The sequence below is a fragment of the Streptomyces pactum genome (genome assembly GCF_002005225.1).
In the GTDB taxonomy this organism is placed as follows: Bacteria; Actinomycetota; Actinomycetes; order Streptomycetales; family Streptomycetaceae; genus Streptomyces; species Streptomyces pactum_A.
Genome location: NZ_CP019724.1, coordinates 2,543,740 through 2,570,227, shown reverse-complemented (window position 1 = coordinate 2,570,227; position 26,488 = coordinate 2,543,740). Strand labels below are relative to the sequence as shown.

18 protein-coding genes and 3 pseudogenes are annotated in these 26,488 nt (G+C 71.9%); 15 read left to right on the top strand and 6 right to left on the bottom strand.

Going from position 1 to position 26,488, the window contains the following annotated elements:
* Nucleotides 1–29: 29 nt before the first annotated feature.
* Nucleotides 30–629, bottom strand: a complete 600-nt coding sequence (locus tag B1H29_RS10380) for an NADAR family protein (RefSeq protein WP_199832454.1) — start codon at nucleotides 627–629, stop codon at nucleotides 30–32.
* Nucleotides 630–831: 202 nt separating this feature from the next.
* Here B1H29_RS10380 and B1H29_RS10375 point away from each other — a divergent pair, with 202 nt between their 5' ends.
* From B1H29_RS10375 to B1H29_RS39275, 7 genes and pseudogenes are all read left to right on the top strand, one after another.
* On the top strand, nucleotides 832–2,367 hold the full coding sequence (locus B1H29_RS10375) for a gamma-aminobutyraldehyde dehydrogenase (protein WP_055421709.1): 1,536 nt from the start codon (nucleotides 832–834) through the stop codon (nucleotides 2,365–2,367).
* Nucleotides 2,368–2,423: 56 nt separating this feature from the next.
* Entirely contained in the window at nucleotides 2,424–3,671 is a 1,248-nt protein-coding gene (locus tag B1H29_RS10370) for a polyamine ABC transporter substrate-binding protein (protein WP_055421708.1), read from the top strand.
* 5 nt (nucleotides 3,672–3,676) lie between these two features.
* On the top strand, nucleotides 3,677–4,855 hold the full coding sequence (locus B1H29_RS10365) for an ABC transporter ATP-binding protein (RefSeq protein ID WP_107095397.1): 1,179 nt from the start codon (nucleotides 3,677–3,679) through the stop codon (nucleotides 4,853–4,855).
* Nucleotides 4,855–5,784, top strand: coding sequence for an ABC transporter permease (locus B1H29_RS10360; RefSeq protein ID WP_055421706.1), 930 nt, complete (start codon nucleotides 4,855–4,857; stop codon nucleotides 5,782–5,784). The genes B1H29_RS10365 and B1H29_RS10360 overlap by 1 nt, the downstream gene beginning before the upstream one ends.
* Complete coding sequence (locus B1H29_RS10355) at nucleotides 5,785–6,585, top strand: ABC transporter permease (protein WP_055421705.1); 801 nt, start codon at nucleotides 5,785–5,787, stop codon at nucleotides 6,583–6,585.
* Between the two features lie 33 nt (nucleotides 6,586–6,618).
* On the top strand, nucleotides 6,619–8,046 hold the full coding sequence (locus tag B1H29_RS10350) for an NAD(P)/FAD-dependent oxidoreductase (protein ID WP_055421704.1): 1,428 nt from the start codon (nucleotides 6,619–6,621) through the stop codon (nucleotides 8,044–8,046).
* 131 nt (nucleotides 8,047–8,177) lie between these two features.
* Nucleotides 8,178–8,560: pseudogene (locus B1H29_RS39275) on the top strand (hypothetical protein); the annotation flags it as partial.
* A 20-nt stretch (nucleotides 8,561–8,580) separates the two neighbouring features.
* Here B1H29_RS39275 and B1H29_RS10340 read toward each other — a convergent pair.
* Together B1H29_RS10340 and gabT are read right to left on the bottom strand one after the other, a co-directional pair.
* Nucleotides 8,581–9,267 (bottom strand): phosphatase PAP2 family protein, encoded by a 687-nt coding sequence (locus B1H29_RS10340; protein WP_055421702.1) that lies wholly within the window; start codon nucleotides 9,265–9,267, stop codon nucleotides 8,581–8,583.
* A 489-nt stretch (nucleotides 9,268–9,756) separates the two neighbouring features.
* The gene (gene gabT / locus B1H29_RS10335; protein ID WP_055421701.1) at nucleotides 9,757–11,091 is read right to left on the bottom strand and encodes a 4-aminobutyrate--2-oxoglutarate transaminase; all 1,335 of its coding nucleotides are present in this window, start codon (nucleotides 11,089–11,091) and stop codon (nucleotides 9,757–9,759) included.
* Between the two features lie 257 nt (nucleotides 11,092–11,348).
* Between gabT and B1H29_RS10330 the strand changes: the two genes are divergently transcribed.
* The 3 genes from B1H29_RS10330 to B1H29_RS10320 all read left to right on the top strand — a co-directional run bounded on the left by B1H29_RS10330 (nucleotide 11,349) and on the right by B1H29_RS10320 (nucleotide 17,058).
* Entirely contained in the window at nucleotides 11,349–13,490 is a 2,142-nt protein-coding gene (locus tag B1H29_RS10330; RefSeq protein WP_055421700.1) for a hypothetical protein, read from the top strand.
* Nucleotides 13,491–13,640: 150 nt separating this feature from the next.
* Complete coding sequence (locus B1H29_RS10325; RefSeq protein ID WP_055421699.1) at nucleotides 13,641–15,326, top strand: PucR family transcriptional regulator; 1,686 nt, start codon at nucleotides 13,641–13,643, stop codon at nucleotides 15,324–15,326.
* A gap of 286 nt (nucleotides 15,327–15,612) precedes the next feature.
* Complete coding sequence (locus tag B1H29_RS10320; RefSeq protein ID WP_055421934.1) at nucleotides 15,613–17,058, top strand: aldehyde dehydrogenase family protein; 1,446 nt, start codon at nucleotides 15,613–15,615, stop codon at nucleotides 17,056–17,058.
* 126 nt (nucleotides 17,059–17,184) lie between these two features.
* On the opposite strand, the gene B1H29_RS10315 is transcribed toward B1H29_RS10320, so the two are convergent.
* Nucleotides 17,185–17,769, bottom strand: coding sequence for a TetR/AcrR family transcriptional regulator (locus B1H29_RS10315; RefSeq protein ID WP_055421698.1), 585 nt, complete (start codon nucleotides 17,767–17,769; stop codon nucleotides 17,185–17,187).
* A gap of 136 nt (nucleotides 17,770–17,905) precedes the next feature.
* Here B1H29_RS10315 and B1H29_RS10310 point away from each other — a divergent pair, with 136 nt between their 5' ends.
* Nucleotides 17,906–18,772, top strand: coding sequence for a class I SAM-dependent methyltransferase (locus B1H29_RS10310; RefSeq protein WP_055421697.1), 867 nt, complete (start codon nucleotides 17,906–17,908; stop codon nucleotides 18,770–18,772).
* On the opposite strand, the pseudogene B1H29_RS10305 reads toward B1H29_RS10310, so the two are convergent.
* A pseudogene (locus B1H29_RS10305) lies at nucleotides 18,769–19,236 on the bottom strand (glycosyltransferase family 4 protein); the annotation flags it as partial. The gene B1H29_RS10310 and the pseudogene B1H29_RS10305 overlap by 4 nt on opposite strands.
* Between B1H29_RS10305 and B1H29_RS37235 the strand changes: the two are divergent.
* Nucleotides 19,174–19,449: pseudogene (locus B1H29_RS37235) on the top strand (response regulator transcription factor); the annotation flags it as partial. The pseudogenes B1H29_RS10305 and B1H29_RS37235 sit on opposite strands and share 63 nt — an antisense overlap.
* Here B1H29_RS37235 and B1H29_RS10300 read toward each other — a convergent pair.
* Nucleotides 19,414–22,287, bottom strand: coding sequence for a glycoside hydrolase family 3 C-terminal domain-containing protein (locus B1H29_RS10300; protein WP_055421695.1), 2,874 nt, complete (start codon nucleotides 22,285–22,287; stop codon nucleotides 19,414–19,416). The pseudogene B1H29_RS37235 and the gene B1H29_RS10300 overlap by 36 nt on opposite strands.
* A gap of 410 nt (nucleotides 22,288–22,697) precedes the next feature.
* Between B1H29_RS10300 and B1H29_RS10290 the strand changes: the two genes are divergently transcribed.
* The 3 genes from B1H29_RS10290 to B1H29_RS10280 are packed head-to-tail and all read left to right on the top strand — an operon-like array spanning nucleotide 22,698 to nucleotide 26,376.
* Nucleotides 22,698–24,383: an extracellular solute-binding protein gene (locus B1H29_RS10290; RefSeq protein ID WP_055421694.1), complete on the top strand. Its 1,686-nt coding sequence runs from the start codon at nucleotides 22,698–22,700 to the stop codon at nucleotides 24,381–24,383.
* A gap of 26 nt (nucleotides 24,384–24,409) precedes the next feature.
* Entirely contained in the window at nucleotides 24,410–25,444 is a 1,035-nt protein-coding gene (locus B1H29_RS10285; protein WP_055421693.1) for an ABC transporter permease, read from the top strand.
* Complete coding sequence (locus B1H29_RS10280; RefSeq protein ID WP_055421692.1) at nucleotides 25,441–26,376, top strand: carbohydrate ABC transporter permease; 936 nt, start codon at nucleotides 25,441–25,443, stop codon at nucleotides 26,374–26,376. Before B1H29_RS10285 ends, B1H29_RS10280 begins: the two co-directional genes overlap by 4 nt.
* Nucleotides 26,377–26,488: the final 112 nt, after the last annotated feature.

Sequence of the window (26,488 nt, the reverse complement as noted above, 5' to 3'; positions counted from 1 at the left end):
GACGACGCCGGCGGCCGGGTCCGTCGGCGTCATCCGCTTCCGCCCAGCCGCTGCCGCGCCGTCATCAGCGCGAACCCCAGCAGATTCGGCCCCCGCCACCGCTTCGGGTCGGTCGCCGCCTCGTCGTTGGCGGCCAGACCGATGCCCCACACCCGGTCCACGGGACTCGCCTCGACCAGCACCCTGTCGCCCGTGCTCACCAGGAACCCGCGCAGCGCGGGGTCGGCGGCGAACTTGTGGACGCTGCCCTCGACGACGATCCGGAACCGCTCGCGCTCCCACACCGACTCGTCGAAGCCGCGTACCAGCCGGCCCGCCTTCTTGGCCTCGGCGGGATGCTCCGCGGCCAGCACCCGTCGCTCGGCCTCCGCGTCCTCGAAGAGCCGGGCCTTGCCCGCCATCATCCAGTGCTCGGCGGTCGCGTACTCCACCCCGGCCACGGTGAACGGCGACGGCCACCACTGGCTCAGGCAGCTCGGCCCGATCCGGCCATCGGGGCGCGGCCGGTGCCCCCAGAAGCAGAGGTACTTGATCCTCGCGCCCGCCCCGGCCCGTCTGAGCAGCGCGTCCCTGCTGTCCACGATCTCCACCGCCGGCCCGTGGTCCCCCGCCCCCGTGCTCCTCTCCATGCACGCGAGTCTGGCACGCGCCACTGACACTCCGTCCGGCCTTTTCCGTGGCAACTCGACACCTGGTCGACAGATTCCGTCGCGTAACCAAATGGCAACAACGGAATCACTTGTTGGAGGCCTAGTGCTCTGTCAGGATCGGCACTCACATCGAGCCCGAGCCACGCCGGCCCCCGTCACGGGGAGACCGAGGAGAGCCGACATGCACAACCCGGACCACGCCACCCCGGGCCGATTCCCGGCCCGGGACCGCTTCGCGGAGGGGGCCCAGTACATCGCGGGCCGTCTGACCAAGGGCACCTCCGGACGCACGCACACGGTCGTCGACCCGGCGACCGGTGAGGACGTCCTCACCTACGAACTGGCCGGCCCCGACGACGTCGACGCGGCCGTCGCCGCCGCCCGGGAGGCGTTCCCCGGCTGGTCCGGCGCCACCCCCGGGGAGCGTTCCGACGCCCTGCACCGGTTCGCCGCCGTGCTCGCCGAGCGGGCCGAGGACTTCGCCCGCGCGGAGTCCCTGCAGTGCGGGAAGCCGCTGAAGCTGACCCGCGAGTTCGACGTGCCGGGCACGGTCGACAACGCGGCCTTCTTCGCCGGTGCCGCCCGCCTGCTGCAGGGGCAGTCGGCGGGGGAGTACTCCGGCGACCACACCTCGTACGTCCGCCGTGAGCCGATCGGCGTCGTCGGGTCCATCGCGCCCTGGAACTACCCCCTCCAGATGGCCGCCTGGAAGATCCTCCCGGCGGTCGCCGCGGGCAACACCATCGTGCTCAAGCCCGCCGAGATCACGCCGCTGACCTCCCTGATGTTCGCCCAGGCCGCGACCGAGGCGGGCCTCCCCGACGGCGTGATCAACATCGTCACCGGCACCGGGCGGGAGGCCGGCGAGCACCTCGTCGGCCACCCGGACGTCGCCATGACCTCCTTCACCGGCTCCACCGCCGTCGGCAAGCGCGTCGCCGAGGTCGCCACGGCCACGGTCAAGCGACTGCACCTGGAGCTGGGCGGCAAGGCGCCCTTCCTCGTCTTCGACGACGCCGACCTCGACGCCGCCGTCCACGGCGCGGTCGCGGGCGCGCTCATCAACACCGGCCAGGACTGCACGGCCGCCACGCGCGCGTACGTACAGCGACCCCTCTACGAGGCGTTCGTCGAGAGGACCGCCGCCCTCATGGACACCGTCCGCGTCGGCGACCCCTTCGCCCCGGGCACCGACCTCGGCCCGCTGGTCAGCCACGTCCAGCGCGACCGCGTCGCCGGCTTCGTCGACCGGGCCCGCTCCTACGCGCGCGTGGTGACCGGCGGCGAGGCACCGCGGGGCGACCTCGAGGACGGCGCCTACTACCGGCCCACCCTCATCGCCGACGCGACGCAGGACAGCGAGGTCGTCCAGTCCGAGATCTTCGGGCCGGTCCTGGTCGTCCTCCCCTTCGACACCGACGAGGAGGGCATCCGGCTCGCCAACGACACCCCCTACGGTCTCGCCGCTTCCGCCTGGAGCCGGGACGTGTACCGGACGGGCCGCGCCACCCGCGAGATCAAGGCGGGCTGCGTGTGGATCAACGACCACATCCCGATCATCAGCGAGATGCCGCACGGCGGGTACCAGGCGTCCGGCTTCGGCAAGGACATGTCCGCCTACTCCTTCGAGGAGTACACGCAGGTCAAGCACGTCATGTTCGACAACACCGCGGTGGCGGCCAAGGACTGGCACCGCACCGTCTTCGGGGACCGATAGCCATCACCTTCAGGCCGCCGACCACGGCCGACCCACCCGAAAGGGCAACCACGCGCATGGAGCAGTACGAGCCCGACCGCCTGTCCCCGGCCCGAGTGGCCGCCATGCGGCGCAGTTTCACCAGCGGCAGGGCGGCCCTGACCCGCCGCTCACTGCTGCGCGCCTCCGCGGGCGGCGCGCTCGCGGTCGGCGGACTCGGGACGCTGAGCGCCTGCGGCATCCCGGCGGCCGGCAAGACCGAGGGCGGCGTGTCGTCCGAGGACCGGTCCAAGGAGGAGAAGGAGGTCTCCTTCTCCAACTGGACCGAGTACATGGACGTCGACGACAGCGGCAACCGGCACCCGACGCTGGACGCGTTCACCGAGCGGACCGGCATCAAGGTCAAGTACACCGAGGACATCAACGACAACAACGAGTTCTTCGGCAAGATCCAGCCGCAGCTCGCCGCCGGCCAGGAGACCGGCCGCGACATCATCGTCGTCACCGACTGGCTGGCCGCGCGGCTGATCCGCCTCGGGTGGGTCCAGAAACTGGACCCGTCCAACCTGCCGCACGCCTACGCCAACCTGTCCCCCCAGTTTCGCAGCCCCGACTGGGACCCGGGCCGCGCCTACTCGTACCCCTGGCAGGGCATCTCGACCGTCATCGCCTACAACAAGAAGGCGCTGGACGGCGTCGAGGTGAGGACGGTCTCCGACCTGCTCGACAAGCCCGAGCTCAAGGGACGCGTCGGCTTCCTCACCGAAATGCGCGACAGCATCGGCATGGTGCTGCTCGACATGGGCAAGGACCCGGGCGACTTCTCCGACGACGACTACGACGCGGCGATCGACCGGCTCCAGAAGGGCGTCGACCGCGGCCAGATACGCCGCTTCACCGGCAACGACTACACCGCCGACATCAGCAAGGGCGACTTCGCGGCCTGCCTGGCCTGGGCCGGTGACGTCGTCCAGCTCAAGGCGGACAACCCGGACGTCGACTTCCTCATCCCCGACAGCGGATACATCACGTCCAGCGACAACATGCTGGTCCCCAACAAGGCCCGGCACAAGACCAACGCCGAGCGGCTCATGGACTACTACTACGAGCCCGGACCGGCCGCGCGGCTCGCCGCCTACATCAACTACGTCTGTCCCGTGGAGGGCGTGAAGGACGAGCTGGCGAAGATCGACGAGGACGCGGCGAACAACCCGCTGATCATTCCCGACCAGGCCATGCAGGCCCAGTCCCGTGCCTTCCGCTCACTGAGCGCGAAGGAAGAGACGGCCTACGAAGAGAAGTTCGCGAAGCTCACTGGGGCGTGACGACGATGAAGACCACCACAGACTCGACGGAGCGCGGCGGGGACGTCCGCCTCGTTGGCATCGGCAAGACCTACGGCTCCTTCACCGCCGTGCACCCGCTCGACCTGACCGTGCCCCAGGGTTCCTTCTTCGCCCTGCTCGGCGCCTCCGGCTGCGGCAAGACGACGACCCTGCGCATGATCGCCGGGCTGGAGGAACCCAGCGGGGGCACCGTCCACCTCGGCGACCAGGACGTGACCGCGCTGCCGCCCTACAAACGGCCGGTCAACACGGTCTTCCAGTCCTACGCCCTCTTCCCGCACCTCGACATCTTCGAGAACGTCGCCTTCGGCCTGCGCCGGCGCGGCATCAAGAGCGTGAAGAAGCAGGTGGGGGAGATGCTCGACCTCGTCCAGCTCGGCGAACAGGCGCGCAAGAAGCCGCACCAGCTCTCCGGCGGCCAGCAGCAGCGCGTCGCGGTCGCCCGCGCCCTGATCAACCACCCCAAGGTACTGCTCCTCGACGAACCGCTCGGCGCCCTCGACCTCAAGCTGCGCCGTCAGATGCAGCTCGAGCTCAAGCGCATCCAGACCGAGGTCGGCATCACCTTCGTGCACGTCACGCACGACCAGGAGGAGGCCATGACGATGGCCGACCAGGTCGCCGTCATGAACGCGGGCCGCGTCGAGCAACTGGGCGCCCCCGCCGACCTCTACGAGAACCCGCGCACCACCTTCGTCGCCAACTTCCTGGGCACCTCCAACCTCATCGAGGCCGAGGTCGACACCCACAGCGGCGACGACGTCGTGGTCAGGGCGGCCGGCGACAAACTGGTCCTGCCCGGCGCCCGCTGTTCCGCGCCCGCCCGGGAGGGCGGCAAGGTGCTGGTCGGCGTGCGCCCGGAGAAGATCAGCCTCACGCACGCGGACGACGCCGGTGCCATCCCCGAGGGCCGCAACCGCATCACCGGCAAGATCAGGAACACCAGCTTCATCGGCGTCTCCACGCAGTACGTGGTCGACTGCGCGGCCTGTCCCGAGTTCGAGGTGTACGCCCAGAACATCGACCGCGACGTCCGGCTGGCCCCCGGCGCCGACGTCGTCCTGCACTGGAACCCGGCGCACACCTTCGGCCTGGACGCGGCCCAGTCCCCGCTCGCCGGGACGACGGGCGACGCGGGCGCGGCCGAGGGGGAGTCCGCCTGATGTCCACCCTCACCGAGGCGCCACCGCCGCTCTCCCCGCCCGCGCCCGAGAAGAAGCCCCCGCGCAAGCGGGGCCGCTGGACGCCGTACTGGCTGCTGCTGCCCGGCATCCTGTGGCTGGTCGTCTTCTTCGCGGTGCCGATGATCTACCAGGCCTCCACGTCCGTGCAGACGGGCTCGCTGGAGGAGGGCTACAAGGTCACCTGGCACTTCGTGACCTACTGGGACGCGCTGTCCGAGTACTGGCCGCAGTTCCTGCGCTCGGTCGCCTACGCCGCCTCCGCCACCGTCCTGTGCCTGCTGCTCGGCTACCCGCTCGCGTACCTGATCGCCTTCCGCGCGGGGCGCTGGCGGAACCTGATCATGATTTTGGTGATCGCGCCGTTCTTCACCAGCTTCCTGATCCGCACCCTGGCCTGGAAGACGATCCTCGCCGACGGCGGCCCGGTCGTCGCAGCCCTCAACACGCTGCACGTCCTGGACGTCACGAGCTGGCTCGGCTGGACGGCCGGCGACCGTGTGCTGGCCACACCGCTCGCGGTGGTCTGCGGTCTGACGTACAACTTCCTCCCCTTCATGATCCTGCCGCTGTACACCTCGCTGGAACGCATCGACGGACGGCTGCACGAGGCGGCGCGGGACCTGTACGCCAAGCCGTCCACGGTCTTCAGGAAGGTCACCTTCCCGCTGTCCATGCCCGGCGTCGTCTCCGGGACGCTGCTCACCTTCATTCCGGCGACCGGCGACTACGTCAACGCGTCCCTGCTGGGCTCGGCCGACACCGGCATGATCGGCAACGTGATCCAGTCCCAGTTCCTGCGGGTGCTGGACTATCCGACGGCGGCGGCGCTCTCCTTCATTCTGATGGCCGCGATTCTCGCCATGGTCACCGTCTACATCCGCAAGTCCGGCACGGAGGATCTGGTTTAAATGGCCTTCGTCAACTGGTTCAAGCGCAATCTGGTCGTGATCGCCGGACTGCTGACGCTCGCTTATCTCCTGCTGCCCAATGTCATCGTCACGGTGTTCTCGTTCAACAGGCCGAACGGGCGCTTCAATTACGCCTGGCAGCAGTTCTCCACGGAGGCCTGGAAGGACCCGTGCGGCGTCTCCGGGCTGTGCGGTTCCCTGTCGCTCAGTCTCCAGATCGCCTTCTGGGCGACGCTGGGCGCCACCGCGCTGGGCACGGCGATCGCCTTCGCGCTGGTCCGCTACCGCTTCCGGGCACGCGGCGCGATCAACTCGCTGATCTTCCTGCCGATGGCGATGCCCGAGGTCGTGATGGCCGCCTCGCTGCTCACCCTGTTCCTCAACATGGGTGCTCAGCTCGGCTTCTGGACGATCCTGATCGCCCACATCATGTTCTGCCTCAGCTTCGTCGTGACGGCCGTCAAGGCGCGTGTGATGTCGATGGACCCGAGGCTGGAGCAGGCGGCGCAGGACCTGTACGCCGGTCCCTTCCAGACCTTCGTCCGGGTCACGCTCCCCATCGCGGCCCCCGGAATCGCCGCCGGCGCGCTGCTCGCCTTCGCGCTCTCCTTCGACGATTTCATCATCACCAATTTCAACGCGGGTTCCACCGTCACCTTCCCCATGTTCGTCTGGGGATCGGCCCAGCGCGGCACGCCCGTTCAGATCAACGTCATCGGTACGGCCATGTTCATCATCGCCGTACTGTTCGTCCTGGCCTCCATGGTCATCGGTAACCGCCGAAATCGCCGCAAGGCATGAAAAGCAAAAGTGCATTCGTAGGGAGTTGAAATCATGGCCCCGAGCGCCATGAGCCGCAGCAACGACTGGACGAAATCCCTTTCCGACGCCCAGCCGGTCCCGTACTGGCTGGACGACCCCGGCCGCCCCCGCCCGCAGCCCGCCCTCACCGGCCCCGAGACCTGCGATCTGCTGGTCGTCGGCGGCGGCTACAGCGGACTGTGGACCGCGCTGATCGCCAAGGAACGCGACCCGGGCCGGGACGTGGTGCTGCTGGAGGGCCGCGAGGTGGGCTGGGCCGCCTCCGGCCGCAACGGCGGCTTCTGCGCCGCCTCCCTCACCCACGGCCTCTCCAACGGCCTCGCCCGCTGGCCGGAGGAGATCCACAAGCTGGAGGAACTGGGCGCCCGCAACCTCGACGAGATCGAGGCGGCGGTCGCCCGCCATTCCCTCGACTGCGAATTCGAGCGCACCGGCGAGATCGACGTGGCGACCGAGGAGTACCAGGCCAGGGAACTCAGGGAGTGGTACGAGCGTATCCGCGCCAAGGGCCTCGCCGACGGCGTCGAGTACCTGGACGCCGAGGCCGTACGGGAACAGGTCGACTCCCCGACCTTCCGCGCGGGCCTGCACGACCGCCGGGGCGTGGCCATGGTCAACCCCGCCAAGCTCGCCTGGGGCCTCAAGCGCGCCTGCCTCGACCTGGGCGTCCGCGTTCACGAGAACACCCCGGCGCTCACCCTCAGGCCGTACGGCGCCGGCATGGCCGTACGCACCCCCTACGGGGGTGTCCGCGCCCGCACGGTCGCGCTCGGCACCAACGTCTTCCCGAACCTGGTCAAACGGGTGCGCCCGTACACCGTCCCGGTCTACGACTACGCCCTGATGACCGAGCCGCTCACCGACGGCCGGCTCGCGTCGATCGGCTGGCAGAACCGGCAGGGCCTCGGGGACAGCGCCAACCAGTTCCACTACTTCCGGCTCTCCGCCGACAACCGGATCCTGTGGGGCGGTTACGACGCCGTCTACCCGTACGGCGGCCGGGTGCGCGCCGAGTACGACGACCGCCCCGAGACCTACGCCAAGCTCGCCGGGCACTTCTTCACCTGCTTCCCGCAGTTGGAGGGCGTCCGCTTCACGCACGCCTGGGGCGGCGCGATCGACACCTGCTCCCGTTTCTCGGCGTTCTTCGGCACCGCCCACCAGGGCAGGGTCGCCTACGCGGCCGGGTACACCGGCCTGGGCGTGGGCGCCACCCGGTTCGGTGCCGAGGTGATGCTCGACCTGCTGTCGGGGGAGCGCACCGAGCGCACCGGACTGGAGATGGTCCGCAGGAAGCCCCTGCCGTTCCCGCCCGAGCCCTTCGCCTGGACCGGCATCGCGCTCACCAAGTGGTCGCTGGCCCGAGCGGACGCGCACGGCGGCCGGCGCAACCTGTGGCTGCGGACGATGGACAAGCTGGGGCTCGGCTTCGACAGTTAGCCGCCTGCCGTGCGCGGGCGTGTGACCCGGGTCACTCCAACGAGGCGCCCCGACCCGCGTAATGCCTGCCGGGAGACCTCCCTCTCCTTCGTGACGCACCCCGCGTCCACGAGTGAGAGGGAGGTCTTCACATGCCTGGTGCGAAGTCGGCGGTCGTTTGGCTGGCATCCGTCGCACCGGATCCCGAGTCCTGTCGGAAGGAGCGGCAGCGCAACCCCCTGGGGGTGGCGCTGCTGCCCGCGGGCAAGGCCTGGGACGTGCTCATCCTGCCAGCGGGCTCGGCTGTCCGGCCCTCGACGTGCTGTCCCGCGTCCTGGACCAACCCGGCCCGGTGCTCGTCGACTTCGGCGACGCGCGCATGGGCTTCTTCGTGCCGGCCGGTACGGCGGCCCGCCGGCTGGGCACCGGCGTCCGGACGGCCGGGCTCGGCACCTGGATCGTGGTGCCGCACCCGGGAGGCGCGGTCCGCTGGCTGATCCCGCCGGAAGAAGCTCGGCACCTGGCCCGCCCTGCGCGGCCTGACGACGGGGTCGGTCAACTGGGACCGGTACGGGAACCGGGAGCTTCGGAAGGACTCCGACGCGTACTTCGGCCGACCGGCCAGGAGCTCCGGGAGACGGTCAGCGCGACCCCGGTCAGCAGCACCGCCCCCAGGCACCAACTGGCCACCACGTCCAGCGGCCAGTGGTAGCCGCGCCGCACCAGCCCGTAGGAGGCACCGAGGACGAGGACCGCGCACAGCGCGACGAGCACGCGGCGGACGGCCGGTGAACGCGGCAGCGGGAGGAGCAGCAGGGTCGCCGCGCCGTACGCGACGACCGCGGTGGCGGTGTGGCCGGAGGGGAAGTAGCCGACGGCCGGAGGCACGGCCGGGGTGCCGGGGCGGTCGGTCCATTCCTTCAGCGGGGCGACCAGCGCCGGCACCAGGGCCATGGCCAGGGCGCCCGCGAGGGGCGGCAGCCACCAGCGGTCCGTACCTCCGGCCCGCCCGCGCCAGGCGACGTACGCCAGCGCGACGGCGAGGACGGGCACGGCCACCTGCACGTTGCCGAGGTCTGCCAGCAGCTCGGAGAGCCGGTCGGGGTGGACGAGCGCCCCGCTCAGCCGCTCGTCCAGCCCGATCAGCGGGCCGTCGGCGACGACCTGCCAGGTGATCAGCGCGAAGAGGAGGGCCGGCAGCCCGACGAGGGCGGCGAGGGCGCGAGGCGGGGAGGCGGGCATGGCGCCCAGCTTCGCAGGCCCGTCGGCGCGCAACACCGAAGGGCCGGCGCAAGGGGGGGGGAGTGTGCCGGCCCTTCGGTGAACCGCCGTCCCGGGTGCCGAGGCGGCCGTCCTGACCGGAACGCCGCGCGCCCCGGGGGGTTTGGGGCGGGCGACCGTCCGATCGGTGAGGAGACCCGGAACCCTCGGGTTCCGGTTGTGTGCGCGAGGCACGACCAGGTCGAAGCTGGGGAGGCCCCGGCCTGAGATACCGCCCACAGTCCCCTGTGGGCGGGTGTATCTCTCATCTGCGTAGAACCTACGACAGGGGGTGGGCCGAGGACAGGGCCATCGGCGTCCTGCCATCCACCTCGCACACGTTCTTCACACGCTCTGCGGTTCGCCCCGTCAGGCGTGCGAAACGCAGCTCAGATGCGCGTTCGGGCGCTCGCGCAGGTGCTCGTCCGGCGGCCCGCACGGGTGCGCCCCGCGGCGTCCACGGGTGCTCGTTCAGATGCGGGCGAAGCCCTGCTCGATGATGTCCAGACCCTCGTTCAGCAGGTCCTCGCCGATCACCAGCGGCGGCAGGAAGCGCAGCACGTTGCCGTAGGTGCCGCAGGTCAGGACCAGCAGGCCCTCCTGGTGGCAGGCCTTGGCGAGCGCGGCGGTCGCCTGCGGGTCCGGCTCCTTGGTGTCGCGGTCCTTGACCAGCTCGATCGCGATCATCGCGCCACGGCCCCGGACGTCGCCGATGACGTCGAACTTCTCGGCCATGGCGGCCAGACGGGACTTCATGACCGCCTCGATGTTCTTCGCCCTGGCGTTGAGGTCCAGCTCCCTCATCGTCTCGATGGCGCCGAGCGCGCCCGCGCAGGCCACCGGGTTGCCGCCGTAGGTGCCGCCCAGGCCGCCCGAGTGGGCGGCGTCCATGATCTCCGCGCGGCCGGTGACGGCGGCGAGCGGCAGACCGCCCGCGATGCCCTTCGCCGTGGTGATCAGGTCCGGGACGATGCCCTCGTCCTCACAGGCGAACCACTGGCCGGTGCGGCAGAAGCCGGACTGGATCTCGTCGGCGACGAAGACGATGCCGTTGTCCTTGGCGAACCCGCTGATGGCGGGCAGGAAGCCCTTGGCCGGCTCGATGAAGCCGCCCTCGCCGAGCACCGGCTCGATGATGATCGCGGCCACGTTCTCCGCGCCGACCTGCTTGGTGATCTGGTCGATCGCCTGGGCGGCGGCCTCCGGACCGGCGTTCTGGGCACCCGTCGGCCAGCGGTAGCCGTAGGCGACCGGCACGCGGTACACCTCGGGCGCGAACGGACCGAAGCCGTGCTTGTACGGCATGTTCTTCGCGGTCAGCGCCATCGTCAGGTTGGTCCGGCCGTGGTACCCGTGGTCGAACACGACCACGGCCTGCCGCTTGGTGTACGCACGCGCGATCTTGACTGCGTTCTCGACCGCCTCGGCGCCACTGTTGAACAGGGCGGACTTCTTGGCGTGGTCGCCCGGCGTCAGCTCGGCCAGCGCCTCGGCGACGGCGACGTAGCCCTCGTAGGGCGTCACCATGAAACAGGTGTGGGTGAAGTCGGCGAGCTGCGCGGAGGCCTTGCGCACGACGGCCTCGGCGGAGGCGCCGACGGAGGTCACCGCGATGCCGGAACCGAAGTCGATCAGACGGTTGCCGTCGACGTCCTCGATGATGCCGCCGCCCGCGCGCGCGGTGAAGACGGGCAGGACGGAGCCCACACCCTGCGCGACCACGGCCGTGCGGCGGGCCTGCAGCTCCTGCGACTTCGGGCCGGGGATGGCGGTGACGACGCGGCGCTCCTGCGGAAGTGCGGTCATGGGGGCTCCTGGGGTCTTGCGGATCTTACGGACGCTTGCCTTCTTTTCTCGCAGGCTAGGACCGGGAGAGGGGGGCTGGCATGCTCCATGTGGGCGTTGTCCGCGATGCCGGTTGTCCGCGATGGACATGTGGCGGACGCGGCGACATATGGACACGTCGATGCGGGCCCGGCCGCGTAAGCGGTGAACTCCCCTTGGGAGGGCGTTAGATTGGCTCGCTGATGGTGGACGGAGCGGCTGGTCAGGGGGCAAGGGCGATGGACGGCGACGGGAACCGGGACGCGCGGGGTACGCATGCGAATCCTGTACCGCGTCCGGCGGGACCTCCCGAGGTGCCCGCGGTGCCGCCGCGACCGGTGCGGGCGCCCGGACCACCGGCGGCGCCGGGCGTGCCGCCGCTGCCCGACGGTTCCGCGTTCCTGTCCTGGCTGCGCACCCCGCGCCCTCAGGCGCTGCCCGGCGTGTGGCGGTTCGGACACCGGCCGCGGCCGGAGGAGGAGCCCGAGCGGGTGCCCGGACGGCAACTGCTGAGCGGGGCGGTGATCGCCTTCCTCGTCGGCTGGCTGATCTGGTCACTGCTGTGGAACGGGTACCTGGGTAGCTGGTGGCTGCTGCCCCTCTTCGCGATGATCCCGGACTCCTGGGCCGAGCCGCACAGCTTCGCCTCGGTGGTGGTCGTCTACGCCTACTACGTCCTGATCGCCGGCGCCATCATGGTCGGCGTCGGCAGACTCGGCCGCTGGGGCGAGATCTGGCGCCGCTACGGTCCGCCCGCCTGGCGTCGCACCGCTCCGGGCGGCGGCCCCGCGCCCGCCCCCGAGGAGGACCCCGCAGCCTGGCCCGCGTTGCGCGCCGCCGGCGCCCACGACGCCGCCGAGCGGCTCGCCGCCGACGCGCGCTCGGGGCTCATGCGGGACGTCGACCACGCCCGCCTCACCCGCGCCTGGCAGGGCGTGCGCAGCGGCCGGCACAGCCTCGCCACCTTCACCGGCGCGGTGCTCAGCCACGGCGCCGGGGCCTGCCCGCACCCCTCCGGCGCCCGTGACCTGCCCGTCCGGCAGGCCCGGCACGACCTCGTCACCGGACAGGTGCGGATCGGCACGGCCGCCGACGACGCCCGCAACCCCTACGCCTACCGGGGCACCGGCCTCGCCCTCGGCCCCGACCTGCTCGGCACCTCCCTGCTCGCCGTCGGCCCGGCGGGCTCCGGGAAGACCGGCAGCGTCGTACGGCCGCTCACCGAGTCGCTGTGCCTGCACGCGCTCGCCGGCCGGGCCGCGGTCGTCGTGGTCGGCGCCGCGGGCGCGGACCTCGGCCCGGCCGACGCCTACGACGTCGTCGTACGCATCGGCAACCCGGACTCCGTGTACGACCTCGACCTCTACGGCGGCACCACCGACCCGGACGAGGCCGCGGTCGTGCTCGCCGAGGCCCTGGCGGGAGACCTCGCGGAACCGCACCCGGGCAGCGACACCCGTCGCTCCACCACCGTCCTCGCCCAGCTCCTCGGCCCCTTCCGCGCGGTGCACGGACGCTTCCCCGGCGTACCGGAGCTGCGGCAACTGCTCGACGGGACGCCCGGACCGCTGGCCGAACTGCGGGCGGGACTGCGGGCGGCCGGGCAGGACTCGCTGCTGCGCGAGCTGGACGCGCGGGAGCGGCAGATGGGCCACCCCGGTGACGTGGGCGGCGTACTGGCCGACCGGGTGGCGCTGCTGGACCGGCCCGCCTTCGCCACCTTCTTCGACACCTCGGGGCAGTCCCGGCCATTCTCGCTCCAGGCCCTCGACCACCCGGTGCGGGTCCGCATCGACCTGCCCGAGCGCGGCCACGCCGAGGCCTCGCGGATGCTGGCCCGGCTGATCCTCGCCCAGTTCACGGCGAGCGTCTCGGTGCGGGAGGACCGGTCGCTGTTCGCGTGCCTGGTGCTGGACGACGCGAGCGGCGTGGTCACGCCGGAGGCGGTACGGGGCGTGCAGCGCCTGCGCTCCGCGGGCGCCGGGGTCGTACTGACCCTGCGCACCCTGGACGACGTGCCGCGCCCGTTGCGCGGGCCGCTGCTCGGGTCCATCGGATGCCGGATGGCGCTGTCCGGGCTCACCCCCTGGGACGGTCAGGACTTCGCCGAGGTGTGGGGCAAGGAGTGGACCGAGGCCCGGGACGTCACCGACCGGCAGATCATCGCCGAGACCCCGGCGGGCAAGGCCGTGCACATGCTGCGCCGGGTGATCACCGGGAAGGCGCCCACCGCGCGGGCGGTGACCGTCCGGCAGGTCGAGCGCGAGCGCTGGTCGGCGTCCGAGCTGGCGCACGCCGTGCCCGCGGGACACGCCGTGCTGTCGCTGACCACGGTCAAGGGGGAGCACGCGCCGCCACTCCTGGTGGACCTGCGCGGGTGACCGGTCCGGGGCGGGCGCCCGGGGACCGTACGGTGAGGCAGAATCGACACAGGTCGTTCATACGCGGCGGCCAAAAGATCACAGGTGGCTCACACCAGGGACGCCACGGACACCGCAGCCACTGACGCAGACCCGAAGGCCCAGGCCCCCATGCCCCCCACGCTCGCCTCCCTCGTCCACCACTCCGCGCTCAAACTGACCGTGCGCGCGGGCGAGGACCGCCTCGACGTGCCGGTGCGCTGGGCGCACGTCAGCGAGCTCGCCGACCCCGTGCCGTACATGGAGGGCGGGGAGCTGCTGCTGATCACGGCGCTCAAGCTGGACGCCGCGGACCCCGAGGCGATGCACCGGTACGTGAAGCGGCTGGCGGGCGCCGGGGTGGTGGGGCTCGGGTTCGCCGTCGGGGTCAACTACGACGCCGTCCCCGAGGCGCTGGTCGAGGCGGCGCGGCAGGAGGGGCTGCCGCTGCTGGAGGTACCGCGCCGCACGCCCTTCCTGGCCATCAGCAAGGCCGTGTCCGCCGCTATCGCCGCCGACCAGTACCGCGCGATCACCGCGGGGTTCGCCGCCCAGCGCGAGCTGACCAGGCGGGCGCTGACCGACGGCCCGGAGGGGCTGCTCGCGGCGCTGGCCGCGCAGGTCGACGGCTGGGCGGCGCTGTACGACGCCTCGGGCGCCGTCGTCGCCAGCGCACCGGAGTGGGCGGTCCGCAGGGCCGCGCGGCTCACGGCGGACGTGGAGCGGCTGCGGGAGCGGCCCGCACCGGCCTCCTCCGTGGTCGGCGGCGCCGAGCACCCGGAACACCCCGAGAACGCCGACCGCGTCGAACTGCACTCCCTCGGCACCTCCCGCAGGCCCCGCTCCGCGCTCGCCGTCGGCACGGCCTCCGCCCTCGGTACCGCCGAGCGCTATGCCGTCCACTCCGCCATCGCCCTGCTGACGCTCACCACGGAACGTTCGCGCTCCCTGCACGAGGCGGGGCTGCGCATGGACGCGGCCGTCCTGCGCATGCTGCTGGCCGGCGAACCGGACCACGCCCGCACGGTCGCCGGGGACCTGTACGGCGACCTGCTGGACGCGCCGTTCCGGGTGATCGTCGCCGAGTCGGCGTCGGCGTCCGCCGCGCGGGCGCACGCCGGCCCCCAGGCGCGCGTGGCCGCGGCCAGGACCAGGCCCTCCGCCGCCGCGCTGGCCGCCGCCGACACCGACGGCGACCCGCTCGGCGCGCTCGCCGAGGTCGTCGAGTCCGCGGCGGCCCGCGCCGGTGAGGCGGTGCTGGTCGTCCCCGAGGGCGAGCGGCTGGTGGTGCTGGCCACGGACGGGGGCGCGGCGGTCGCCGCCTGCGTCGAGTACGCCTCGGCGCTGGAGTCCGGCCGCCCGGCACCGGAGCCGACGACGGGCGGCGACGAGGAGGGCCTGGTCGTCGGCCTGTCGGCGCCGTCCGGGCCCATCGCCGCTTCCGCCGCCTACAGGCAGGCCGAACAGGCCCTGTCGGTGGCCCGCCGGCGCGGGCGTGCCTGCGTGGAGCACGAGCACCTGGCGGCCGGCTCGGTCCTTCCCCTCCTCGCCGACGACGCGGTACGCGCCTTCGCCGACGGCCTGCTGCGCGCGCTGCGCGACCACGACGCCACCGGCCGGGGCGACCTGGTGGCCTCCCTGCGCGCCTGGCTCTCCCGCCACGGCCAGTGGGACGCGGCGGCGGCCGAACTCGGCGTCCACCGGCACACGCTGCGCTACCGGATGCGGCGGGTGGAGGAGATCCTGGGCCGCTCCCTGGACGATCCGGACGTACGGATGGAGCTGTGGCTGGCGCTGAAGACGACGTCGGCCGAATAGCGGGGGCGGGCGCCGGGGCGCGGCCCCCGGGGGCGGAAGGGGACGAACCACCGCACCACCGCACCACCGCACCATCTCTCCTGCCCGCCTGCCCGCCTGCCCGCCTGCCCGCCTGCCCGCCTGCCCGCCTGCCCGCCTGCCCGCCTGCCCGCCAACCTGGCCACAACGTCGAACCCCCCACCCCCCACCACTACGTCCCGGACAAACGCCCCCCGCCCCGCCCCGCCCTACCGTGGACCCCGCAACGCCCGTACACACCCCCAACGCGGAAGGGCCGGGACTCGACATGACTTCCACCCACGCCTTCTGGCTCGCCGGCCGCCAGGCCACCGGCGAGGCCGCCTTCGACGTCACGTCCCCCTGGGACGGCAGCCGGGTCGGCACGGTGAGCCTGCCGACCGACGCCCAGGTCGAGGAGGCCGTGGCCGCCGCGTACGCCGTACGGGACGAGTTCGCCGCCACCCCCGCGCACGTCCGCGCCGCCGCCCTGGACCACGTCAGCCGGCGCCTGGGGGAGCGCACCGAGGAGATCGCCCGTCTGATCTCCGCCGAGAACGGCAAGCCGGTCAAGTGGGCCCGCGGTGAAGTCGGCCGCGCGGTGTCCGTCTTCCGCTTCGCGGCCGAGGAGGCCCGCCGCTTCAACGGCGGTGAGGCCCAGCGCCTCGACACCGACGCGGGCGGCCAGGGCCGCCTCGCCCTCACCCGCCGCTTCCCCAAGGGCGTCGTCCTCGGCATCGCGCCGTTCAACTTCCCGCTGAACCTGTGCGCCCACAAGATCGCCCCCGCGATCGCCGCCGGCGCGCCGATCATCCTCAAGCCGGCGCCCGCCACCCCGCTCTCCGGCCTGATCCTCGGCGAGCTGCTCGCCGAGACCGAGCTGCCCGCCGGTTCCTGGAGCATCCTCCCGGTGCCCAACGACCGCATGCCCGCCCTCGTCCAGGACGAGCGGCTGCCGGTCATCTCCTTCACCGGCTCCGAGACGGTCGGCTACGCGATCATGGACTCGGTGCCGCGCAAGCACTGCACCCTGGAGCTGGGCGGCAACGGCGCGGCCGTCGTCCTCGGCGACTGGGCGAGCGACGAGGACCTGGCGTGGGCCGCGAACCGCATCGCGACCTTCTCCAACTACCAGGGCGGCCAGTCCTGCATCTCGGTGCAGCGGGTGATCGCCGACGCCGCCGTGTACGACCGCCTGCTGCCGCGCATCGTCGCCGCCGTCGAGGCCCAGGTCACCGGCGACCCGAACGACGACGCGACGGACGTCGGCCCGCTGGTCAGCGAGGCCGCCGCCGAGCGTGTCGAGGCCTGGGTGCAGGAGGCCGTGGCGGCGGGCGCCACGCTGCACACCGGCGGCAAGCGCGACGGCGCCTCGTACGCGCCGACCGTCCTCACCGACCTCCCGGCCGGCACCACCCTCGCCTGCGAGGAGGTCTTCGGCCCCGTCCTCAGCGTGCAGAAGGTGAACGGCGAGAGCGAGGCGTTCGCCGCGGTCAACGACTCCAAGTACGGCCTTCAGGCAGGCGTGTTCACCCACGACCTGCAGACCGCCTTCCGCGCCCACCGCGCCCTGGAGGTCGGCGGCGTCGTCATCGGCGACGTCCCCTCCTACCGCGCCGACCAGATGCCGTACGGCGGCGCCAAGCAGTCCGGTGTGGGCCGCGAGGGCGTGAGGTTCGCGATGGACGACTACACCTACGAGCGGGTGCTGGTTCTGACGGGCCTCGCGCTCTGACCGGAGTCACACCGTAGAAGGCCGACGGCCCGAGCCCACTGTGCGGGGGCTCGGGCCGTCGGTCTCCCCGTGAACGCCGGCCTGGGTGGCGCCGGGACAGCCCGGCGGGTGATGGGCGAAAACCGCTCAGCCGCCCACCAGCGCGCCCACCAGCCGGTGCATGGCCGGACGCGGGTCGGGGGAGCCCGGCCAACCGGTCATCAGCAGGTGGTGGGCGGTGCCGACGACGGCGAGGGCCACGGTGTGCGGGTCGACGGTGTCCGGCAGCCGTCCGAGGTCTCGCTCGGCCTCCAGATAGCCGGCTATCGCCTCCTGGATGGCGCCGAAGCCGGGGCCGCCGTCCCTCATCACCTCGCGGACGCGCGACGCCGCGGCCGGACGTGTCATGGCCAGACCCGACAGCGCCGGGCCACCGCGGTCGAGGAGCGAGAGGGCGACGGCGCCGAGGTTGCCGGCCACCGTGCCCTGCCCGGCCCGCTCCGCCATGGCCCGCGCCTTCCCCGCCGTCCGGGCGAAGCGGTCGAGGCAGAGTTCGGCCACGAAGTCGTCGAGCCCCGCGAAGTGCGTGTGCAGCAGCCCCTTGGCGCAGCCCGCCTCGGTGGTGACGGACCGGCTGGTGAGCGCGCCCGGCCCGTCCCTCTCCACGATCCGTTCGGCCGCCGCGAACAGTCGCTCGCGCACGTCCGGCGTCGCCACACCACGGGGTGACATGGGCCTCGCTTCCTTTCGGCGTCCGGCGCCGCGAGTGGCGCAACCTCTCGGATCGTAAGGGGATTGCCAGTATGGGCGCACGCCCATACTGTTTGGGCGAACGCCCATTCTTCGTTTTGGTACGCAGGAGGCACTCGTGTCGGAGATCGTCAACACCGAGCAGGCGCAGGCGTGGAACGGCCCCGAAGGCGCCCACTGGGCGCGCAACCAGGACCGGTGGAACGCCGTGAACGAAGGCTTCAACGAGCCGCTGCTCGACGCCGCCGCACTCACCGAGGGCCACCGGACCCTCGACGTCGGCTGCGGTTCCGGGCAGACCACGCGCCTCGCCGCCCGCCGGGCGCCACGAGGCAGCGCCTTGGGCCTCGACCTGTCCGACCCCATGCTGGCCGAGGCGCGGTCCCGGGCGGCGCGGGAGGGTATCGGCAACGTCACGTTCCAGCAGGGCGACGCACAGGCGTACTCCTTCGAGCCGGGCGCGTTCGACTCGGCGATCAGCCGCTACGGGGTCATGTTCTTCTCCGACCCCGAAGCGGCCTTCCGCAACATCGGCCGGGCGCTGCGCCCCGGTGGACGCCTGGCGTTCGTCTGCCCGGCCGAGCCCTCGCGCAACGGCTGGGTGGCGGCCATGGAGGCACTGCGCGGCATCCTGCCGCTCGGCGACTTCGACGCGCCGGGACGGCCCGGCATGTTCTCCCTGGCCTCCGCCGACCGGATCCGCGCCGTCCTCGCCGCGGCCGGATTCTCCTGCGTGGCCGTCGACCCCGTCGAAGCCGACGGAGCCTGGGGGCACGGAGCCGACGACGCGGCTGACTTCCTGCTGAACACAGGGCCAGGCCGGCACTTCCTGGGCCAGGTCGACACGGCCGCACAGGTCCGCGCCCGCCGCGCGCTCACCGACCATCTGCGCGGCCACGAGGCGGCCGACGGCACGGTCCGGCTGCGCAGCACGTCCTGGCTGGTCACGGCGGACCGCCCGGCCGGCCCGACGGCCGCCTCCTAGGAGCCCGGCGCACTCCCGGCCGGTCGGCGCAGGAGGTCCCGCAGCGTCGCGTAGGAGTGGTCCCAGCTCCATTCCGTCCGCACCCGGTGCCTGCCCTTCTCGCCCATCTCGCGGCCGAGTCCGGGGTTGCGAAGGAGCCTGGTCAGGCGGTCCGCCGTCGCCGCCACCGAGCGGCCGTCGACGACATGCCCCGTCTCACCCTCCCGTACGGCGTCCGGGGCGCCGCCCGAGTCGCCCGCCACGACCGGGAGTCCGGACGCGGCGGCCTCCAGGTAGACGATGCCCAGGCCCTCCACCTCCAGGCCGCGCCTGCGGGTACGGCAGGGCATCGCGAAGACGTCGGCGGCGGCGTAGAACGGCGGGAGCACGTGGTGGGGGTGACCGCCGGCGAAGACGACGGAGTCCACGACGCGCGGGGCCTGTCCAACGCGGAGATCGCGGGCCGCCTGACGATCACCGACCACACGGTGAAGACCCACATCAACCGGCTGTTCGCCAAACTGGAGCTGCGCGACCGGGCCCAGGCCGTGATCGTCGCCTACGAACTGGGCCTGTCCGGGCGGATGGCGAGTCGGGGGCCCGGCACCGGTAGACACTCGCCGGTGCCGGACCCCCTCCCCAGGCCGGCTTCCTCCGGACCCTCAGCCGGAGAAGCCGACGTGCGCGAGCCGCAGTGAGCCGCGCAGCCCGATGCGGAGATCGTGCACGCCATCGGCGGCCAGCGCGGCGCCGATCTCCACGTAGTCGTACGGCCCCGGTGTAGGCGCGTCCGGTGACAGCACCGCCAGTGCCGGGCCGCCGTCAAGGGCGATCTCCACGGCGCCCCCGCCTCCCGCCACCGCCACGGTCACCCCGGTGACGCCGGACCCGAAGTCGCAGTCGCGGTAGAGCAGTTCGCCCTCCCTGCCCGTCACCGGCGTCACCGCGTCCCCCGCGGTCTTCGTCCGGTCCACGATCTCCGTGCCGCTCTGCTCGTCGAAGTCGACGGCCTCCAGGCCGCGTTCGCGCACGGGACGCGGCGCGGCGGGCTCGCCGTCGAGGGTCACGGTGGCCGACAGCCGCACGTCCTCGCTGGAGGCGCCCACCAGCAGGGCGTACGGGCCCGGTTCCAGCCGCCACCGGCCGTGCGCGACGTCCCAGAACGCGAACGCGGACAGCGGGAGCGCGAAGGACACCGCCGCCGTGCCGCCCGGGGCCAGGGTGAGCCGGCGGTGGGCCAGCAGTTCGCGGCGCGGGCGGGGGACCGACGGATCCTCGGCGCGGGCGTAGAGCTGGGCCACCTCGTCGGCGGTGACGTCCCCCGTGTTGGTGACCGTGAAGGACACGGACACCTCCCCGTCCGCGACGCGAGCCGCCAGGTCCGCGTACGCGAAGGACGCGTACGACAGACCGTGCCCGAAGGGGAACAGCGGCGTTCCCTCGAAGTACAGGTAGGTCTGGCGGCCGCCGATCACGTCGTAGTCGAGCAGGTCCGGCAGGTCGGCGTCGTCGGCGTACCAGGTCTGCGGGAGCCGCCCGGCGGGGGAGACGTCGCCGGCGAGGACCCGGGCCAGCGCGGTGCCGGCCGCCTGGCCGCCGTGCGCGGTCCACAGCACCGCCGGGAGCACCGCCGCGTCCACGGCGTACGGGTAGGCGGACACGAGCGCCAGCACGGTGGCCGGATTCGCCGTGCGGGCCGCGCGCAGCAGCCGTTCCTGGTGGGCGGGCAGCCGCAGCGTCGTACGGTCCTCGGTCTCCCGGCCGTTGATGTGCGGGTCGTTGCCCGCCACCACCACGACCACGTCCGCCCGGGCCGCCACCCGCGACACCGCCTCCTCGCCGCGCTCCGCGACGACCAGCTCGAAGACCTCCGGGGCACCGTCGCCCGAGGTCGGGTCCGGGGCGGCAACCTTCACGCCGTCGGCGGCGACACAGACGTGACCACCCGTCCCCGTGTGCCGGAGGAGGTGCCCGCTCCCGTGGGGTTCCAGGCGGAACGTCTCCTGTACCACCCAGCCGCCGGGCTGGTCGGCGGAGGCGCGGACGAACCCGTCCTCGGCGACCGAGAGGTAGCGGCCGTCGGGGGCACGCAGGGTGAGGACGCCCTCGCCCCAGTCGACGAGCGCCAGCTCGGTGCCGGTGGCGTCGGTGGTCAGCGGGGGCAGGTCGGTGCGGCCGGCCAGCAGGGCCGGGTCGAGGGCGCCCTCGGTGCCGCGCGCGTCGCCGGGGGAGTCGTCCGATGGGGGCACGTGCAGGAACGTGCCGGCGGCGGTCTTCAGCCGTACCCGGTCCACGCCCTCCGCGAAGCTCACGCGCTCGGCGCCGAACCGCTCGTACAGGCCCTCCAGCGCAGTGGAACGGTGGATGAGGGTGCCGCTGTACCAGTCGAGCTTGCACTCGTCGGCGAGCGGACCGACGACCGCGACACGGGTGCCGGGCGCCAGTGGCAGCACGCCGTCGTTCCTGAGCAGGACGACCGCCTGCTCGGCCGCCTCCAGGGCCAGCGCGCGGTGCTCCGGCGTGTCGAAGTCGGCGGCGGTCTCCGCGGTGACGGCGTACGGGTCGTGCTCCGGGTCGAACTCGCCGAGCCGGAACCGGACCGACAACTGGCGGCGCACGGCGGCGTCGACGTCGGCCTCGGTCAGCAGGCCCCGCTCCAGGGCGCCCCGGACGCGGGCGAGGATCTTCGAGGAGTCCGTGCCGTGGTCGGTGAAGCTGTCCACCCCGGCCCGCAGCGCGGCGGCGGTCGCCTCCTCGTGGGTTTCGAAGTAGTGCTCGGAGTCGACCAGGTTGGAGGGGGCGCCCGCGTCCGAGCAGACGAGCAGGTCGTCCTCCGTCCACGTGCGCAGGTGCTCCCGCAGATACGGGGAGAGGTGGTTGGGGCGGCCGTTGACCAGGTTGTAGGCCGGCATCACTCCCGCCACGGCGCCCGCCTCGACCGTCTCGCGGAAGGCGCGCAGGTCGTACTCGTTCAGGACGCGCGGGCGGACGGACGACGAGCACGTGTCCCGGTCGGTCTCGTTGTTGTGCGCGAGCCAGTGCTTGAGGACGGGCGCGGTGCGCCAGTACGTCGGATGTCCGCCGCGCAGGCCGCGGGTGTAGGCGGTGGCGATGGCCGAGGTGAGCCTCGGGTCCTCGGAGTAGCCCTCCTCGCCCCGGCCCCACAGAGGGTGGCGCAGCAGGTTGACGGTCGGCGACCAGACGTTGAGGCCGACGCGGTCGTCGCGGGCGCGCATCGCACGGGCCTCCTTGGAGACCGCCTCGCCGACCCGGCGCACCAGGTCCTCGTTCCAGGTGGCGCCGAGCCCCACGGCCTGCGGGAATACGGTCGCCGGGCCCATCCAGGCCACGCCGTGCAGTGCCTCCTGGCCGGTGCGGAAGGCGGCGATGCCGAGCCGTTCGACGGCGGGCGTGAACTGGTGCAGCATCCCGGTCTTCTCGTCGAGCGTGAGCCGCGACAACAGGTCGTCGACGCGCTTCGGGAACGGCAGGTGCGGATCACGGAACGGCGGCGTGGGCGGCGTGGATGCGGTCACGTGGGGTTCCCCTTGCGATGGAGCGGCCGGACGCTTTCGAAGCGCTTCGATGCTCAGTCGGCCCAGGGGTGGGTGTCAAGGCACTTGGCGGCAATGGCTCCGACTTCTCCTCGCAACCCGGGCGTCAAACGAGCCGGTTCGGCCACACTCGCCTCCCTGATACCTCGGAGGAATTCTGGAATCGACTCTTGTGCACCCCCAGGCGTTCACCTAACCTCGCAGCAACATCGAAGCGCTTCGACTACGGGGCTTCCACCCGGAAGTGCACCTCGTGCACCCGGTGCACCTTGAGGTTGCGACGGATACCGGGCATTCCCCCGACGACCGCTTCAGCTCAGCCAGTTCCACTCGAGACACCGCAGCCGACGGCCACCGCCGGGTGTCCTGGTGCGCCACGAAGGGTTGACGCAATGACGCCGAACGCCGCCTCCGGCCCCAGCCGGAGAAAGTTCCTCGCCTCCACGGCGGTCGCCACCGCAGCGGTGGCGGGAGGGATGCCGCTGCTCTCCGCCTGCGGCGGATCCGAGGGCGGCTCGCGGGACGGCACCACGTCGGACAAGGAGGCCAAGGAACTGCTGCCGGCGTTCGTGGCCGGCAACGTGGTCGCGCCGGACATCCCCAGCAAGAACGGCTCCTCGATCGGATTCACCAGCAAGCTGGACCTCGCGGACCTGAAGACCTCGGTGCCCGAGAAGCTCGGCAAGGGCGGCGAGGTCACCGTCATGTCGCCGTTCTGGGGCTCACCGCCCGGCGGCGGCAACGCCTACTACCGGGCGATGAACGACATGATCGGCGTCGACGTCCGGTGGCAGAACCAGGACGGCAACACCTACGAGCAGAAGCTCGGCGCGGTCCTCGCCTCCAGTGACGTCCCGGACGTGGTGGTCGTCCCGAGCTGGAACATGAACGGCCGGATACCCAGCGCCATCATGGGCAAGTTCGCCGACCTCGGCCCCTACCTGTCCGGGGACGCGGTCAAGGACTACCCGAACCTCGCGGCGATCCCGACGGACGCCTGGCGGCGCTCCATCTTCGGCGGCAAGCTGCGCGGCCTGCCGCAGCCGGCCCCCTACGTCACCGGCATCGTGCCCCTCTACCGCAAGGACGTCTTCGAGAAGGAGGGGTACGAGGTCCCGCGCTCGGCGGACGAGTTCATGGCGCTGGCCAAGGACATCACCAACGCCAAGGCGAAGCGGTGGGCCTGCCTGGACATGAAGTGGACCGCCTTCCAGGCCTTCGGCGTGCTCTCCGGCAGCGAGAAGCCGCTCGGCTGGAACCTCGTCGACGGCAAGATGGTGTACCGCATCGAGACCGACGAGTACCTCGAGGCGCTGGAGTGGACCCGCAAGCTGTTCGCCGCCGGCGTCGTCCACCCGGACGCCAAGCTGGGCAAGAGCCAGGCCACCGACCCGGGCCCGAAGTTCGCGTCGGGCGAGTTCCTCATCTACGCCAACAACATCTCCCAGTGGTGGAGCCGCACCGCCGAACAGGCCGTGCAGAACCCGGAGTTCGAGGTCTGGGGCATGGACGTCTTCGGCCACGACGGCGGCGACCCGACCCTGTGGGCCGAGCAGCCCGCCGGCATCTTCGCCTTCGTCAACAAGAAGGCGTCGAAGGACGTGATCCGCGACGTGCTGGCCGTCGCCAACGTCACCGCCGCGCCGTACGGCACCAAGGAGTACATGGCCACCAACTACGGCGTGGAGGGCACCCACTACACCGTGAAGGACGGCGTCCCCACCAAGACCGAGCAGGGCAACATCGACGTGATGAACGCCTACGTGATGGTCGCCAGCCCCGCACCGACCACCGCGCACCCCGACTTCCCCGAGGTCGCCAAGGGCCAGGTGGAGTGGCAGCAGCGGATGGGCGCCTTCACCAGGAAGTCCGCCTTCTACGGCATGCAGATCACCGAACCCACCCGCTACACCAACCTCTCCAACGACTTCGAGCAGCTCGAGGACGACATCGTGCGCGGCCGCAAGAAGATCGGCGACATGCAGCAGGCCGTCTCCGACTGGCGGAGCAAGGGCGGTGACGAACTGCGCGACTGGTACAAGAAGCTGCTCGACGACAGCGGCTCCGCGGCGAGCTGACCGGCACCGAGGCAAGGAGAACGGCCGTGTCCCACAGCACGGTGCCTCGGAGCAGGGCCGAGGCCGAAGCGACGGAGAAGACCCCCGCGGCGCCCGACGGGGCCACCGGCACCGGGAAGAAACCACCCGCCGGAAAGCTGAGCCTGCGGCTGAGGTTCCGGCGCGACCGCGCGCTGCTGCTGATGACGCTGCCGGCCGTGCTGCTGGTGCTGCTCTTCAACTACGTACCGATCCTCGGCAACGTCGTCGCCTTCCAGAACTACGACCCCTACATCAGCGACAACGGGATCGTCTCCATCCTGCACAGCCCGTGGGTGGGGCTGGAGAACTTCCAGCGCATCTTCGAGGACTCGGCCTTCTGGAACGCCGTACAGAACACCCTGGTGCTGTTCTTCCTCCAACTGGTGCTGTACTTCCCGATCCCCATCCTGCTCGCGCTCCTGATCAACAGCGTGGTCCGGCCCCGGGTGCGGGCCATCTCGCAGGCCATCCTCTACCTGCCGCACTTCTTCTCGTGGGTGCTGGTCGTCGCCGTCTTCCAGCAGCTCCTCGGCGGCGCCGGGCTCCTGTCCACGCTGCTGCGCGACCACGGGTACGACGGGCTCAGCGTCATGACCGACCCGGACACCTTCAAGTTCCTGGTCACCGCGCAGAGCGTGTGGAAGGACGCGGGATGGGGGATCATCGTCTTCCTCGCCGCGCTGGCCTCGGTCAGCCCCGACCTCTACGAGGCCGCGGCGATGGACGGCGCCAACCGCTGGCGCCGCATGTGGCACGTCACGCTGCCCGCGCTGCGCCCGGTGATCGCCCTGCTCCTGGTGCTGCGCGTCGGTGACGCCCTGACCGTCGGCTTCGAGCAGATCCTGTTGCAACGCGACGCCGTCGGACCGGGAGCGGCGGAGGTCCTGGACACCTTCGTGTGGTGGAACGGTGTGCGCAACCAGGACTTCGGCTTCGCGGCCGCGGCGGGGCTCGTCAAGGGCGTCATCAGTCTCGGCCTGGTCCTGATCGCGAACAAGGTGGCCCATCTCATGGGCGAGCAGGGGGTGTACAAGAAGTGACCGCCGTCATCGACAAGCCCGCACGCACGCCCGGCCGCTGGGCGGCCCCGCCCCGGCCGGTGTGGGAGGAGAAGGCCGGCCCGGCCGGGCTCGCGGCCAAGGGGCTGGTCCTGCTCCTCGCCTGCCTGGCCATCCTGTTCCCGCTGTGGATCGTGGTGGTCACCAGCCTGTCCACGCGCAAGGCCATCGACGAGGCCGGCGGTCTGGTGATGATCCCGACGGACGTCACCTTCGTCGCCTACCAGGAGCTGCTCAGCGGCGGCCAGGTCACCCGCGCGGCGGCCGTCAGCATCGGCGTCACCCTGGTCGGCACGCTGTTCTCGATGGCGGTGTCGGTGCTGTGCGCCTACGGACTGTCCCGCAGCGGGTCCCTCGGCCACCGCTGGGTCCTGATGGTCCTGCTGGCCACCATGTTCTTCAGCGCCGGTCTCATCCCCACCTACCTGCTGGTGCAGTCGCTGGGACTGACGGACAGCTATCTCGCGCTGATCCTGCCCAGCGCGATCAGCGTCTTCAACATCCTGGTGCTGCGCGGGTTCTTCATGGGCATCTCCCAGGAGCTGATCGACAGCGCCCGCATCGACGGCGCCGGCGACTTCCGCATCCTGTGGCGGATCGTGATGCCCCTGTCGCGGGCGGTCCTCGCGGTGATCACGCTGTTCTACGCCGTCGGGTACTGGAGCGCCTGGTTCAACGCCTCCCTGTATCTGAACGACCAGGACATGATGCCCCTGCAGAACGTGATGATCCAACTGGTGCAGAAGCAGGAGGCGCCGGTCGGCCTCGGCCAGGCGATCAAGACCGGTGAACTGTCCGGTCTCGCCGTGCAGATGGCCGTGATGGTCATGGCCCTGCTGCCGGTGGCCGTGCTGTCGCCGTTCGTCCAGCGTCACTTCAAGAAGGGGATGCTCACGGGCGCGGTCAAGGGCTGAGGTCCCGGGGGCCGTGGGTCGCCTCGGCCGTCGCACCGTGGTGGCTGCGCGCGCCGCCGCGGCGGAGCCGCACAGCGACACAGCCCCGCGCCCCTCGGCCTCTCCATCCTCC